This window comes from Streptomyces hokutonensis (assembly GCF_042751305.1).
GTDB lineage: Bacteria > Actinomycetota > Actinomycetes > Streptomycetales > Streptomycetaceae > Streptomyces > Streptomyces hokutonensis_A.
Map to the genome: position 1 here is coordinate 275,149 of NZ_JBHYWD010000009.1, position 13,983 is coordinate 289,131.

11 protein-coding genes and 1 pseudogene are annotated in these 13,983 nt (G+C 71.2%); 8 read left to right on the forward strand and 4 right to left on the reverse strand.

What is annotated here, in order from left to right; all coding sequences use genetic code 11:
- Positions 1-2: 2 nt before the first annotated feature.
- The gene (locus ACFXC1_RS24935; RefSeq protein WP_381245932.1) at positions 3-737 is read right to left on the reverse strand and encodes a FadR/GntR family transcriptional regulator; all 735 of its coding nucleotides are present in this window, start codon (positions 735-737) and stop codon (positions 3-5) included.
- 96 nt (positions 738-833) lie between these two features.
- On the opposite strand from ACFXC1_RS24935, the gene ACFXC1_RS24940 reads away from it, so the two are divergent.
- Genes ACFXC1_RS24940 through ACFXC1_RS24950 form a run of 3 tightly spaced genes read left to right on the forward strand, consistent with a single transcriptional unit; the run spans position 834 to position 4,454 of the window.
- The gene (locus ACFXC1_RS24940) at positions 834-2,204 is read left to right on the forward strand and encodes a glutamine synthetase family protein (RefSeq protein WP_381245934.1); all 1,371 of its coding nucleotides are present in this window, start codon (positions 834-836) and stop codon (positions 2,202-2,204) included.
- Positions 2,205-2,250: 46 nt separating this feature from the next.
- Positions 2,251-3,675: an aldehyde dehydrogenase family protein gene (locus ACFXC1_RS24945; protein WP_381245936.1), complete on the forward strand. Its 1,425-nt coding sequence runs from the start codon at positions 2,251-2,253 to the stop codon at positions 3,673-3,675.
- Complete coding sequence (locus ACFXC1_RS24950) at positions 3,672-4,454, forward strand: 3-oxoacyl-ACP reductase (protein WP_381245938.1); 783 nt, start codon at positions 3,672-3,674, stop codon at positions 4,452-4,454. The genes ACFXC1_RS24945 and ACFXC1_RS24950 overlap by 4 nt, the downstream gene beginning before the upstream one ends.
- A 54-nt stretch (positions 4,455-4,508) precedes the next feature.
- On the opposite strand, the gene ACFXC1_RS24955 is transcribed toward ACFXC1_RS24950, so the two are convergent.
- Positions 4,509-5,711 carry an amino acid deaminase/aldolase gene (locus tag ACFXC1_RS24955; RefSeq protein WP_381245939.1) on the reverse strand — a complete coding sequence of 401 codons (1,203 nt, stop codon included), beginning with the start codon at positions 5,709-5,711 and terminating at the stop codon, positions 4,509-4,511.
- Positions 5,712-8,240: 2,529 nt separating this feature from the next.
- Here ACFXC1_RS24955 and ACFXC1_RS24960 point away from each other — a divergent pair.
- Both ACFXC1_RS24960 and mycP read left to right on the forward strand, forming a co-directional pair.
- A complete protein-coding gene (locus ACFXC1_RS24960) occupies positions 8,241-9,113 on the forward strand; it encodes a hypothetical protein (RefSeq protein ID WP_381245941.1) in 873 nt (290 codons plus the stop codon).
- Positions 9,110-10,285: a type VII secretion-associated serine protease mycosin gene (gene mycP, locus ACFXC1_RS24965; protein ID WP_381245943.1), complete on the forward strand. Its 1,176-nt coding sequence runs from the start codon at positions 9,110-9,112 to the stop codon at positions 10,283-10,285. Before ACFXC1_RS24960 ends, mycP begins: the two co-directional genes overlap by 4 nt.
- 12 nt (positions 10,286-10,297) lie before the next feature.
- Here mycP and ACFXC1_RS24970 read toward each other — a convergent pair whose 3' ends face one another.
- Complete coding sequence (locus ACFXC1_RS24970) at positions 10,298-11,296, reverse strand: serine hydrolase (RefSeq protein ID WP_381245945.1); 999 nt, start codon at positions 11,294-11,296, stop codon at positions 10,298-10,300.
- A gap of 150 nt (positions 11,297-11,446) precedes the next feature.
- Here ACFXC1_RS24970 and ACFXC1_RS24975 point away from each other — a divergent pair, with 150 nt between their 5' ends.
- Positions 11,447-12,178: an SseB family protein gene (locus ACFXC1_RS24975; RefSeq protein WP_381245946.1), complete on the forward strand. Its 732-nt coding sequence runs from the start codon at positions 11,447-11,449 to the stop codon at positions 12,176-12,178.
- A 1-nt stretch (position 12,179) separates the two neighbouring features.
- Here ACFXC1_RS24975 and ACFXC1_RS24980 read toward each other — a convergent pair whose 3' ends face one another.
- Positions 12,180-12,551: a DUF1844 domain-containing protein gene (locus ACFXC1_RS24980; protein ID WP_381245948.1), complete on the reverse strand. Its 372-nt coding sequence runs from the start codon at positions 12,549-12,551 to the stop codon at positions 12,180-12,182.
- A 339-nt stretch (positions 12,552-12,890) separates the two neighbouring features.
- Between ACFXC1_RS24980 and infC the strand changes: the two are divergent.
- Together infC and rpmI are read left to right on the forward strand one after the other, a co-directional pair.
- Positions 12,891-13,602: pseudogene (infC, locus tag ACFXC1_RS24985) on the forward strand (translation initiation factor IF-3).
- A gap of 107 nt (positions 13,603-13,709) precedes the next feature.
- A complete protein-coding gene (gene rpmI / locus ACFXC1_RS24990) occupies positions 13,710-13,904 on the forward strand; it encodes a 50S ribosomal protein L35 (protein ID WP_019065473.1) in 195 nt (64 codons plus the stop codon).
- Positions 13,905-13,983: the final 79 nt, after the last annotated feature.

A 13,983-nucleotide genomic window follows, 5' to 3' on the forward strand; every position in this document is an offset into this window, starting at 1 on the left:
CGTCACGCGAGGAAGCCCCGCAGCAGAGCCGCAGTCCCGGCGCAGTGCTCCCGCATCATCTCCCGCGCCCTGTCCGCGTCCCCGTCCAGCACCGCCTCCACCAGCGCGATGTGCTGCCGCTGGGAGTGCTCCAGGTTGCGGACCAGCAGCGGGATGCAGTCGAGGAGGTCGTTCACCGTGGCCCGCACCGCCGCGTACTGCGCGGTCAGGGTCGGCGAACCGCACAGTTCGGCCAGGGTGAGGTGGAGCAGGGTGTCCAGGCGGCGGTAGTCGGCGAGCGGGGCGTCGTGCGTGCGGGCGAGGGCGTCGCGCAGGCGGCCCGCCTGTTCGGCGTTCAGCCCGTGCGTCGCGCACAGGCCCGTCGCGCCGACCTCCAGCACCTCCCGGAAACGGAGTACGTCCTCGATGTCGACCACGCTGATCCGGCGCCGCAGTTCGTCCTCGCCGCCGGCGTCCGACTTCGGCAGCACGAACGTCCCGCCGTAGCGTCCGCGCCGCGACTCCACGAGCCCCTGGTCCTGCAGTACCTTCAGAACCTCGCGCAGTGTCACCCGGCTGATCCCCAGCCGCTCGGCCAGTTCCCGCTCGGCCGGCAACCGCTCGCCCCCCGGCACCAGACCCAGCCGTACGACCTGCAGAATCTGTTCCAGCGCCTCTTCGAAGCCGTTGCCCGCCCGCACCGGCCGCAGCACCGGGGTCAACCGGTCCTCGACGCCGTCCTCCGCATCCAGCGACATATGGCGGCACCCCCTTCCCAAGCAATGGTTCTCCGCAATACCTTATGGCTTCCGGCCCGGCCGGAAAAAGCGCGCAGAAGCCGAAGGAGCTTTCCCGTGGCAGACCGCACACCCCCGCTGAGCGTCGAGGAGCTGCACGCCCTCGTCGCCAGTGGCGAGATCGACACTGTCGTCCTGGCCTTCCCCGATATGCAAGGCCGGCTCCAGGGCAAGCGGTTCGCCGCCCGCTTCTTCCTCGACGACGTGCTCCGACACGGCACCGAGGGCTGCAACTACCTTCTCGCCGTCGACACCGAGATGAACACGGTCGACGGCTACGCGATGTCCTCCTGGGAGCGCGGTTACGGCGACTTCGCCATGCACCCGGACCTGTCCACCCTCCGCCGTGTGCCCTGGAACGCGGGCACCGCCATGCTCATCGCCGACCTCGCCTGGAACGACGGATCGCCGGTGGTCGCCGCACCCCGCCAGATCCTGCGCCGCCAGCTGGAGCGCCTCGCCGAGCACGGTTTCACCGCGCAGGTCGGTACGGAGCTGGAGTTCATCGTGTTCAAGGACACGTACGAGCAGGCCTGGGACGCGAATTACCGAGGGCTCACGCCGGCCAATCAGTACAACATCGACTACTCGGTCCTCGGGACCGGGCGGATCGAGCCGCTGCTCCGCCGTATCCGTAATGAAATGGCCGCCGCCGGGCTGACCGTCGAGTCCGCCAAGGGCGAGTGCAACCCCGGCCAGCACGAGATCGCCTTCCGCTACGACGACGCCCTCGTCACCTGCGACCAGCACGCCGTCTACAAGACCGGCGCCAAGGAGATCGCCTCGCAGGAAGGCGTCTCGCTCACCTTCATGGCGAAGTACAACGAGCGCGAGGGCAACTCCTGCCACATCCACCTCTCGCTCGGCGACGGGCACGGCGGCAACGCCATGGCGGGGGCCGAGGGCGACCCCGGTGGGATGTCGGAGGTCATGCGGTATTTCCTCGCGGGCCAACTCGCCGCGCTCCGCGACTTCTCGCTGCTCTACGCCCCGAACATCAACTCCTACAAGCGGTTCCAGCCGGGCTCGTTCGCGCCGACCGCCGTCGCCTGGGGCTACGACAACCGCACCTGCGCCCTCCGGGTCGTCGGCCACGGCCGCTCCATGCGCTTCGAGAACCGGCTGCCCGGCGGCGACGTCAATCCGCACCTCGCCGTGGCGGGGCTCGTCGCGGCCGGGCTCTACGGCATCGAGCAGAAGCTGGAGCTGCCGGAGGCCTGCGTCGGCAACGCCTACACCGGCGAGTACGCGCACGTCCCCACCAACCTCCGCGAGGCCGCCGACCTGTGGGAGAACAGCCCCATCGCCAAGGCCGCCTTCGGGGACGAGGTCGTCGCGCACTACCGCAACATGGCGCGCGTCGAACTCGAGGCCTTCGACGCCGCCGTCACCGACTGGGAGCTGCGCCGCTCCTTCGAACGCCTGTGAGGACCCCGACCCCTTTGCCTGCCGACGAACGCCTGTGAGGACCCCCTTGCCTGCCGAGCACCCGCTGCACGTACTGAACCCCGCCACCGAGGAGGTCATCGCCACCGTCCCGGCCGCCACCGCGGCCGACGTGGACGCCGCCGTCGTACGCGCCGCCCGGGCCCAGACGAAGTGGGCCGCGCTCCCGCCCGCCGACCGGGCGCGTCTGCTGCGCCGCTTCGCGACCGCGGTCGACGAACACCTCGAAGAACTCGCCCAGTTGGAAGTGCGCGAGGCGGGGCACACGGTCGGCAACGCCCGCTGGGAGGCCGGCAACGTCCGGGATCTCCTCGACTACGCGGCCGGGGGAGTGGAGCGGCTGACGGGTCGTCAAATCCCGGTCGCGGGCGGCCTGGACGTCACGATCCTCGAACCGCTGGGCGTGGTGGGTGTGATCGCGCCCTGGAACTTCCCGATGCCGATCGCCGCCTGGGGCACCGCCCCAGCGCTCGCGGCGGGCAACGCGGTCATCCTCAAACCGGCCGAGACGACCCCGCTCACCGCGCTCCGACTGGCCGAACTCGCCCTGGAGGCAGGCCTTCCCGAGGGGCTGTTCCAGGTGCTGCCGGGCCACGGCCCCGTCGCGGGCACCGCGCTCGTCGAGCACCCCGGCGTCGCGAAGATCGTGTTCACCGGGTCAACTGCCGTGGGCAAACAGGTGTTGGCGAAGGGCTCCGAACTCCTCAAGCGCGTCACCCTCGAACTCGGCGGCAAGAGCCCCAACATCGTCTTCGCCGACGCCGACATAGAGGCAGCCGCGGCGGCGGCCCCCATGTCCTTCCTCGACAACTCCGGCCAGGACTGCTGCGCCCGCACCCGCATCCTCGTCCAACGCAGCGTCTACGACCGCTTCCTGGACCTCCTGACCCCCGCGATCGAAGGGGTCACGGTCGGCGACCCGGCCGACGAGAAGACGGACATGGGCCCGCTGATCTCCAAGGTCCAGCTGGAGCGCGTCCGTTCGTACGTCACCGACGACCTGGCCGGCATCCGCGGCACAGCGCCCGAGGGCCCCGGCTTCTGGTTCCCGCCCACCGTCGTCACGGGCGTCGACCCGCACGCGCGCGTGGCCGTCGAGGAGGTCTTCGGCCCCGTCGCCGTGGTCCTCCCCTTCGAGGAAGAGGCGGAGGCGATCGCCCTCGCCAACGCCACCGACTACGGCCTCTCCGGCTCCATCTGGACCCGGGACGTCGGCCGCGCCCTGCGCGTCTCGAAGGCCGTCCGGGCCGGCAACCTGTCCGTCAACTCCCATTCCAGCGTCCGCTATTGGACCCCTTTCGGCGGCTTCAAGCAGTCGGGGATCGGCCGCGAACTCGGCCCGGACGCGCTCACCGCCTTCACCGAAACCAAGAACGTCTTCATCAGCGACGTCTCGACCACCAACGTCTCCACCACCAATGTCTCCACCAGCACGGAGGGCCCCGCACAGTGACCTCAGAGATTGTTTGCCGGCGACTCGTCGGCCGTACCGCCGTCATCACCGGAGCCGGCAGCGGCATCGGTCTCGCCACCGCGCGCCGGCTCGCCTCCGAGGGGGCCAACGTCGTCTGCGGCGACATCGACGAGACCCACGGCAAGGCGGCGGCCGACGAGGTCGGCGGGCTCTTCGTGAAGGTCGACGTCACCGACCCCGAGCAGGTCGAGGCGCTCTTCAAGGCCGCCTTCGACACCTACGGCAGCGTCGACATCGCCTTCAACAACGCGGGCATCTCGCCGCCCGACGACGACTCCATCCTCGACACCGGCCTGGAGGCCTGGAAGCGCGTCCAGGACGTCAACTTGACGTCTGTGTACCTGTGTTGCAAGGCCGCGATCCCGTACATGCGCCGTCAGGGCAGGGGCTCCATCATCAACACGGCGTCCTTCGTGGCGCGGATGGGCGCGGCGACCTCGCAGATCTCCTACACGGCCTCCAAGGGCGGTGTGCTGGCGATGTCCCGTGAACTGGGCGTGCAGTTCGCCCGCGAGGGCATCCGCGTCAACGCGCTGTGCCCGGGACCGGTCAACACCCCTTTGCTGCAAGAGCTGTTCGCCAAGGACCCGGAGCGGGCCGCGCGCCGCCTGGTCCACATCCCGGTCGGCCGCTTCGCCGAGGCGACCGAGATCGCCGCCGCCGTCGCGTTCCTGGCGAGCGACGACTCGTCGTTCGTCAACGCCGCCGACTTCCTGGTCGACGGCGGTATCTCGGGGGCGTACGTCACTCCGATGTAAGCCGTGAACCCCCGCCGGAGCGGGGGCAGTTGACCCGACGGGCCCCATCGGCCGTCACAGGAAGGTCATGCCCTCGCCCCGGTAGGTCGGGACGGTGGCCGTCACCTGGTCACCCTCGATCAGGTGCAACGAGTCGAACCGCTCGCACAGTTCACCGGCCTTGGCGTGCCGGAACCACACCTTGTCGCCGATGAGCAGATCGTCGGCGGGGGAGCCGAGCAGCGGCGTCTGCACCTCGCCGGGACCCTCCTGGGGGTCGTAGCGCAGTCCCTCCGGAAGGTACGGCACCGGGAGCCGGTCGGGGCCAGCGGCGCCGGAGGCGGGGTAGCCGCCGCCGAGGACGGTGACCACGCCGACGCCCGGACGCCGTACGACGGGCTGGGCGAAGAGCGCGGCCGGACGGGCGGTGAACGACGTGTAGTTGTCGAAGAGGCGCGGCACGTACAGCCCGGAGCCGGCCGCGATCTCGGTCACGGAGTCCTCGGCGGCGGTGTACTGGACACTGCCGGTGCCACCGCCGTTGACGAACTCCAGATCCGGTACGACGGCCCGCACCGCCCGCACCACCTCCGCGCGCCGCTCGGCGAGTTCACGCTTCGCGGTGGCCTGCATCAGCCGGATGGCGCGGGAGCGGAACGGCCGCCCCGCGACGGAGTCGCCGACGCCGGCGATGTGGCCCTCGTAGGCCATGATCCCGACGACCTTGAAGCCGGGGCGACGCGACACCGTCCTTGCGATGTCGGCGAGTTGGGCGGGGGAGCGGAGGGGGGAGCGGAGCGCGCCGATGCGCACCCGGCCGCCGAGCATCCGCAGCGCGGTGTCCAACTCCAGGCAGACGCGCACCACTTCGGTGCCGCCGGCGCGTGAGTCGTCGATGAGCTTGAGCTGGGCCGGGTCGTCGATCATCACGGTGACGGCGGCGGCGAGCTTGGGGTCGCCGGTCAGTTCGGCGAAGGAGGCGTGGTCGGCGGAGGGGTAGGCGAGGAGGACGTCGTCGAAGCCGGAACGGGCGAGCCACAGCGACTCGGCCAGCGTGAAGGACATCAGGCCCGCGAAGCCCTCCCTGGCCAGGACGCGTTCGAGGAGGGTTCGACAGCGGACGGACTTGCTGGCGACGCGGACCGGCTTGCCGCCGGCCCGGCGGACGAGGTCGTCCGCGTTGGCATCGAAGGCGTCCAGGTCGACGATCGCAACAGGGGCGTCGAGGTGGGCGGTGGCCCGGTCGTAACGGGCCCGGTCGGCGGCGCGCGCAGTCATGAAGGCAGCCTGCCAGACAGGATTACCGCAGGGTAGGGGGACGTTCCGGGCAGAAGCCCCGGGGCTGTGGACTGGTTCCCGTCCGAGCGGGGGCAACCCGTAGAGTGACGCGCACGCACGGAGGAAATGCCGCCGGTCGTTCGACCGCGCCCGGGATGGCGGTCCGCCGAGGCGGGTATGCGTGCCCGGGACGACTTTTGTTTTTTTGTGTGCGTGCCGGGTGAGGCGCGGTGGACGCCGGTGCGTATACGAACAAGGGCAGGAGAACACCGGCCCGCATACGAACAAACGGTGGCCCGGGTACGAGGAAACGGGGGGTGCATGAGCACGGAAGCGCGGCGCGCCCCCGTACCGCCACATCCCACCTCGCCGCAGGCCCCTTCGGGGAGTTCGACGCAGTCCGTGAACGACACAACAGGCGAAGACTTGGACGGACCGTACTCCGGCGCCGGGGGATCTTCCGGGGCCGCTTCGGGGGCGGGTTCGGGGCGGGGTCCGATTCCACCGGTTCCGTCGGTTCCGCCAGTTCCGCCAGTTCCGCCAGTTCCGCCGGTGTCGGGTACGCAGGATGCGCAGGAGCAGTCGGACGTGCAGGGCGGAGCGGGGGCCTCGGCCGAGAGCGGTAGCGGCAGGGTGACCTGGGGTGGCGACCAGCCCGGTACGGGGTGGTGGGAGGGCGGCAACGCGAGACGCGCGGCCCGGCGGAGCGGCGGGGCCGACGCGGGCGCCGACTTCCGGGGAAACGGTTCGGAGACGGACCGGGCTGTGGCTCCGGGCAACAAGGGCGAGGGGGGTTCGGTTTCTCCCGGCAACGACTTCGAGGCGCGCACGGTGCGTCCGGGCAACGGCACTGACGCACGCGGGGTGTCTGAGGGCAACGGCTTCAGGAGCGGTGGCTTCGAGAGCTTCGCGAATTTTGAGAACTTTGCGAGTGGCGGCTTCGCGGGCGACAGGGCGGGGGCCCGCAACGGGGCTGGGGCTGGGTCCGGGACGGGCTCCGAGACCGGAGATGGACACGGAGGCAGGGCCGGAGCTGGGGCCAGGGCCGGGTCTGAGGCTGGGACTGGGCCTGGGACTGGTTCCGAAGCTGGAACTGGGTCCGGGTCCAGGGCCGGGGCTGGAACTAGGGGCGGTTCAGGCTCTGTTGGCGCGTCGGCAGCCGGCTCCTCCGACACCCGGCCGCGCTTCCCCGGTCTTCGGCCCTTCGCGCCCTTCGCCGCCGAGACGGTGAGCCCGCCCCCGCCGCCGGCCTCGGCACGCTTCCCGGACACCCCGCCGCCATCCGCGACCGACCCGCGCCGCGCGAACCCCGAACGACCCGGTACCGTCCCGCCCCGGCCACCCCACCGGCCCACGACGGCGACGGGCGCCGGCGAAGCACCCCGGCCAAGCAGGCCGGAAACGAGCACACCCCTCCACCCGACCCCGCCGACGGCCCCCGACACCCCGCCGCGCCCGGCTGTCCCCCCGCGCCCTGCGGGTGAGGCTCCGCGCGAGGCCCCTGAGCGACTGCGCCAGGAGCCGTCCCGGCCGGCGACGCCTCCCAGCTCTACCGTCCCCCCGCGCCCTGGGGGCGAGGCTCCGCGCGAGGCCCCTGAGCGACTGCGCCAGGAGCCGTCCCGGCCGACGGCGCCTCCCGGTTCCGCTGTGCCGCCCCGCCCTGGGGGCGAGGCTCCGCGTGAGTCGTCCGACCGGTTGTGGCAGGAGCCGGCCCGCCCAGGGGCTCCTGTCAGTTCTCCTGTTCCGCCCCGCCCTGCGGGCGAGGCTCTACGTCAGTCGTCCGACCGACCACGCCAGGACCCGTCCCGCCCCTCGACGCCCCCCAGTTCCCCTGTCCCGCCCCGCCCCGCGGCGTCTCCCGGCCCCGCCGGCTCGTCGCGCCCCGCGACCGAGGCCTCACCGCAGCCCGGGGACCGGCAACGTGACACCCCCGCCCGCCCGGCGACGCCCCCGTCGCGTCCGGCTGCCACTCCCGAGGAACCGTCGGATGGCACCTCTCGGCTGAGGCCACCGTCCTCCGGCGCCCCTTGGCGGGGTGAATCGTTCACGGATCCCACTGACGGTGCGCCCCCGCGCGGTGTGTGGTCGCCTTCCGGTGCCGGTGCGCCGTATCCATCCTCCGGTACCGGCACTGCCGGGCCCCGGCCCGCCGGCCCCGCAGCGCCCACCGCCGAAGGCACTGGCACTGGCACCGGCACCTGGTCACCGGCCCCTCCCAGCAAGCCAGTTCCGTCGGCCGACGACTCGTCCAGCACCCGCTCCTGGTCAACTGCTGCTCCCAGCAACCCGGTTCGGCCCGCCGACGACACCCCCGGCACCGCCCCTTGGGTATCTGCCGCTCCCAATAGCCCAGTTCAGCCCGTCCCGGCCCCTGCCTCCGACGACACCGGTACCAGCGCCTGGTCACCCGCCGCCCCCGGTACCCCCGTCCGCCCCGCCTCCGAGATGCCGCGGCCCGGAGGCAACCCCGGTCCCGATCCCGCCTTTTCCTGGAGCGCGCCGGTAACCCCGAGCGGTGGGCGGCCCGTTGTGTCGTTCGGGGAGCCCGAGGGGTACGACGAGCGGGTGCGGCCGCGGCCGTTGGGGGCGCGGATACGGTCCCGTACCGCCGCTGTCGCCGCCTGTGTCGTGCTCGGTCTCGGGCTCATCGGCGGTGCGGTGACCGGGAGTTGGCTCACCGGGGACGACGGGGACGACGGCGGTGCGAGCACCTTCGCCGCCGCCGGGCAGCTGTGGCACAGCGTGCCCGTGGACCAGTTGTTTCCGCCCACCGTCCAAGGACAAGGCGCGGGTCCCGGCGGCGCCGACCGCACCTGGACCCGGATCGCCGTGGCGCCGGACACCGGCTGTACGGGCGCCTTCGACCCGCTGTTGAGCAAGGTGCTCGCCCCGGTCGGCTGCCAGCGGCTCCTGCGCGCGACCTACACCGACGCCACCCAGAGCTATGTCACGACGGTCGGACTCCTCTTCACCAAGGCCGACACCGCCGCGATGACCTCGCTGTCCACCCGGTTCAAGAACGAGAAGCTCGGCGACAGGACCGACCTCCTGCCCCGCCCGTACGCCGCGAAGGGCACCGACGCCGCAGCCTTCGGCGACAAACAACGGGCTGCCTGGACGGTCTCCGTCCTCACCGACGCGCCGGTCGTCGTCTACGCCGTCTCCGGCTGGGCGGACGGCCGTACCGTCGACGCGCCCGAACCCGCCGACGAAGCCGTAACGTCCGGCTCTACCACGGCCCCCTCGCAGTCGGGTCTCGGCAATGAGGCGCAGGGGCTCGCGGACCGGGTCGAGCGGAGCCTGCGCAAGACCGTCGACTCACCTTCCGGGGCCTCGGCCTCGGAGACGTCCAAGACGTCGGGGACCGCGGAGAGTTCGAAGGCCTCGGAGGGGAACTCATGAGTGTCACGTCCCGCCGCGCCGGGCTGGTGAGCGTCCTCCTGGCCGCCTCCCTCGCCCTGGTCCCGTCCACCGTCGCGCACGCCGACGGCATACGCGCCCAGGAATGGGCCCTGGAGGCCATGCACACCCAGGAGGTCTGGGGGACCACCAAGGGCAGGGGCATCACCGTCGCCGTCCTCGACACCGGCGTCGAGGCCGACCACCCCGACCTCGTCGGCAACGTCCTCACCGGCAAGGACATGGTCGGCTTCGGTGCGAAGCCGGGCGACCGGGCCTGGGCCCGCCACGGCACCGCCATGGCCGGCATCATCGCCGGGCACGGACATGGCCCGGGTGACGAGGACGGCGTCGAGGGTGTCGCCCCGGAGGCGAAGATCCTGCCCGTCCGGGTGATCCTCGAAGACGGCGACTCCGCGCGCAGCAAGGCCCGCACCACCCGTGGCAACGCCCTTGCGGACGGCATCCGTTGGGCCGCCGACCACGGCGCCGACGTCATCAACCTCTCCCTCGGCGACGACTCCGCCTCCGCCCACCCCGAGCCCGCAGAGGACGAGGCCGTGCAGTACGCCCTGAAGAAGGGCGTCGCCGTCGTCGCCTCCGCCGGCAACGGCGGCGAGAAGGGCGACCACGTCTCCTACCCGGCCGCCTACCCGGGCGTGATCGCCGCGACCGCCGTGGACCGCTACGGCACCCGCGCCTCCTTCTCCACCCGCCGCTGGTACGCCACGGTCAGCGCACCCGGCGTGAACGTCGTCATCGCCGACCCGGACCACAAGTACTACGAGGGCTGGGGGACCAGCGCCGCGTCCGCCTTCGTGTCGGGCGCGGTGGCCCTCGTCAAGGCGGCCCACCCGGGGCTGACGCCGGCCCAGATCAAGAAGCTCCTCGAGGACACCGCCCGCAACCCCCCGGTCGGCGGCCGTGACGACTCGCGCGGCTTCGGCTTCATCGACCCTGCCGCCGCGATCAAGGCCGCCGCCGCCCTCAAGCCGACGAGCCTGCACGCCGCCGCCTACGGCAAGAAGTACTTCGGCGCGGGCCCGGACCCCGTCAAGACCGACAGCCGTACGTCCGACTGGGCGGGCCCCCTCGCGGGCAGTGTCGGCGGAGTCCTGCTCGTCGCGGCGGTCGTCCTCTGGCGCGGCCGACGCAGACGGCCCGAGGGCTTCTAGAGCCGGCGGGAGTCAGCCGCTGGCGGACGCGGAAGCCGACGTAGAAGAGTCGCTCGCCGCGAACGCCGCGACCCCCGCCTTCGCCGCCGCCTCGATCAGAGTGATGCCCTTGTTCTGTGTCGTGCTGCCCTTGGACAGCACGGCGATCAGGTACTCGTGCCCGTCCGGGGCCGTCACCCGCCCGATGCTGTTGACGTCCCACAGCCCGGTCGTGCTCCGCGCGAGCCAGCCGTTCTTCAGCCGCCACTTGGAGCCGTCGGCAGCCGCCGACACCCCCCACTGCTGATCGGCCTCTATCTCCCCCATCAGCCCCTGGATGTACGACTTCGAGGCCGGGCTCAGCTTGGAGTCGTCCCCGAACACCTGCTGGAGCAGGGTGAGTTGGTCGGCGGCCGTGGTCTGGGTCAGCCCCCAGAGCGGCCCGTCGCCTCCCTCGGTGCCGGTCAGCCCGAACTTCTTGTTGGCCGCGTCGAGCCCGTCCGCCGTGCCGATGATGTTCCACAGCGCCGTGGCGGAGTCGTTGTCGCTGTTCTCGATCATCGTGGTGGCGTACGACTTCTCGGTCGCCGTCAGCTGCCGGCCCGCGTCCTGCGCCTGGAGCAGCAGCGCGGCCAGGATGTCGACCTTGACGATGCTCGCCGTGTCGTAGGCGGCGCTGCCGTACGTGGCGCTCTTACCGGAGTCCACGTCGAGCACGGCGACCGACACCTTCTGGTCGCCGGCCGGGGTCACCGCCTTCATGGCGTCGGCCAGCAGCGCGTCGTAGTCCACCGCCGGCTGTGTCACCGGTTCCACCGTCGCCTCCCCGCTGCCCGATGCAGACGCCGATGCCGAGGCGGACGGCGTCGGCGACGACGATACGGGGCCGGAGTGAGCCTGCGCCTTCACATACACGGTTCCGGCCGCCGTACCGCCCACGATCGCCACGGTGGCGAGGGCGGTGTAGAGGAGCGGACGGCGCCGGGAGGGACGCGCGCGGTGGTTTCGGCGGGCGGCTCTGGAAGACTCCATGCCCGCGATCGTGGGGGCGGCGACTGTGCGAACCGTGAGACCGAAGTTAGATGTCTGTCAACGCTTTCTGAGAAACGTGTGAAACCTGTGTCTCCTGCGTTTCAGGACCCGCACAAGCCCAGCAGCATCCCCCCGATAGGGTCGGTCACCGTGGCGAACAAGAACATTCCCGACTCCGGCTACTCCGACGACGACGGCTCGGCCGATCCCGCGCTGAGCGCGGCGCTCGCCGCCTGGGCCGAGGACCGTACCGCCGTGGATCCCGTCCTTGCGGCCCTCAAGGGCGCCCGGCTGCTCGTGCCCGTGGTGGCCGTGCTCGGGGAGGTCGAGACGGACGAGAACGGGCTGCGCCGCGAGAAGACCAGTGACATGGCCGTCCCCACCCTGAAGGCCGGCGGTCGCACCGCGCTGCCCGCCTTCACCTCCAGTGACTCGCTGGCCCGCTGGGACCCTGCGGCGCGACCCGTGGCCGTACCGCTGCACCAGGCGCTGCAGGCCGCCGTGCACGAGAAGGCGGACACGATCGTGCTGGATCTGGCCGGGCCGGTGTCCTTCGAGCTGTCGGGGCCCGCGCTGCTGGCCCTCGCCGAGGGGCGTACCAGCGTGGACCCGCTCACCGATCCGGCGGTCGCGGCGGCGGTCCGCTCCGCGCTCACCAACATGCGCGGGGTACTCCGTGCCTACCTCGGCCCCGGCCGGGGGGACGGCACCCTCGCCCTGGTCTTCGAACCCGCCGTACCGCACGCCGCCGGCATCCATGGGGTGGCACGTTGGCTCGCGGCCGAGGAGACGCTGAGGGCCCGCCTGGTGCACGGCCTCGACCTGGCAGTCCTGCCGGCCGGGGCGACGCCTCCGGGCGAGCCCTTTTACGTACGAGGATGATCTAGCCGTAGACCGGGCCCGTGTACTTCTCGCCCGGGCCCTGGCCCGGCTCGTCGCGGACGAGGGACGCCTCGCGGAACGCCAGCTGGAGCGACTTCAGGCCGTCGCGCAGCGGGGCCGCGTGGAAGGAGCTGATCTCGGTCGTGCTCGCGTCGAGGAGTCCGGCGAGGGCGGTGACCAGCTTGCGGGCCTCGTCCAGGTCCTTGTACTTGTCGCCCTCGTCGGTCAGACCGAGCTTCACCGCGGCGGCGCTCATCAGGTTGACGGCGACCGTCACGATCACCTCGACCGCCGGGACCTCCGCGATGTCGCGGGTCAGGGCGTCGAAGTCGGGGGAGTCGGGATTCAGGGACTCGGGGGGCGTGTCACTCATGCCCCACACGATAGGGCCCGGTGTACGGCGGTTCGCACCACCCCCGGGTTGCTGCTAACCTTGTGTGATGACCGGCCAGGCACTCGCGTGCCCGGCCAACAAGTGGAGGCTCCGATCTCCCACCTGACTGTCCTCACGGACGGCGGGTCACCCCCGGTCAGGCGGTTGCCATCGTTCCGTACGGACGATGGAGTCGCCCGAAAGCGCGCCCCGCGATCATCGCGGCGGTGCTCCGGCAGTGTTTTGGAGCCCCGTCTTGTGATCGTCCGGGGCATTTTTTGTGCTTCGGCGCGGTTAGGTCTGTCTATCGAGACAAACGCGGCCGTCCGCCAGATGGCCGTGTGGTGCTAACCGAGGAGGATCCATCAGCGCCGAACCCCGCATCAACGACCGGATTCGCGTTCCCGAGGTGCGACTGGTCGGTCCCAGTGGCGAGCAGGTCGGCATCGTGCCGCTTGCTAAGGCCCTGGAGCTTGCGCAGGAATACGACCTGGACCTGGTCGAGGTCGCGGCGAACGCCCGTCCGCCCGTGTGCAAGCTCATGGACTACGGGAAGTTCAAGTACGAGTCGGCCATGAAGGCCCGTGAGGCGCGCAAGAACCAGGCGCACACGGTCATCAAGGAAATGAAGCTCCGGCCGAAGATCGACCCGCACGACTATGACACCAAGAAGGGTCACGTCGTCCGGTTCCTGAAGCAGGGCGACAAGGTCAAGATCACGATCATGTTCCGCGGTCGCGAGCAGTCCAGGCCCGAGCTGGGCTACCGACTGCTGCAGCGTCTCGCTTCGGACGTCGAGGACCTCGGGTTCGTCGAGTCGAACCCGAAGCAGGACGGCCGAAACATGATCATGGTGCTCGGCCCGCACAAGAAGAAGACCGAGGCGATGGCCGAGGCCCGCGAGGCCCAGGCCGCCCGCAAGGCGGAAGCGAAGGCCAACCCGGGCAAGTCGCAGAACGCCGCGGAGTCCGATGTCGAGGACGAGGACAGCGTGGGCGAGGACATCGCCGACGAGGTCGAGGCCCCGGCCGAGGCTTCCGCCGACGCCTGATCCCCGGACGTCAGTCCAGGGATGTAACCGATACAAGAGCGACGCTCCACCGTGCCCGGTTTCACGACCGGGCATCGGAGCGCCACCGACGAGGAGATAACGGCGCTATGCCGAAGAACAAGTCGCACAGCGGTGCCAGTAAGCGCTTCAAGATCACCGGCTCCGGCAAGGTGCTCCGCGAGCGCGCCGGCAAGCGCCACCTGCTCGAGCACAAGTCGTCCCGTGTGACGCGTCGCCTCACCGGCAACGCCGAGATGGCCCCGGGCGACGCCAAGAAGATCAAGAAGCTTCTCGGCAAGTGACGTACGCGGCGCACCTGTTGAGCGCCGTACGTCTGGACCGGGACCCCATCGATTCCGGGCCGTGTGAGTCCAACCACGG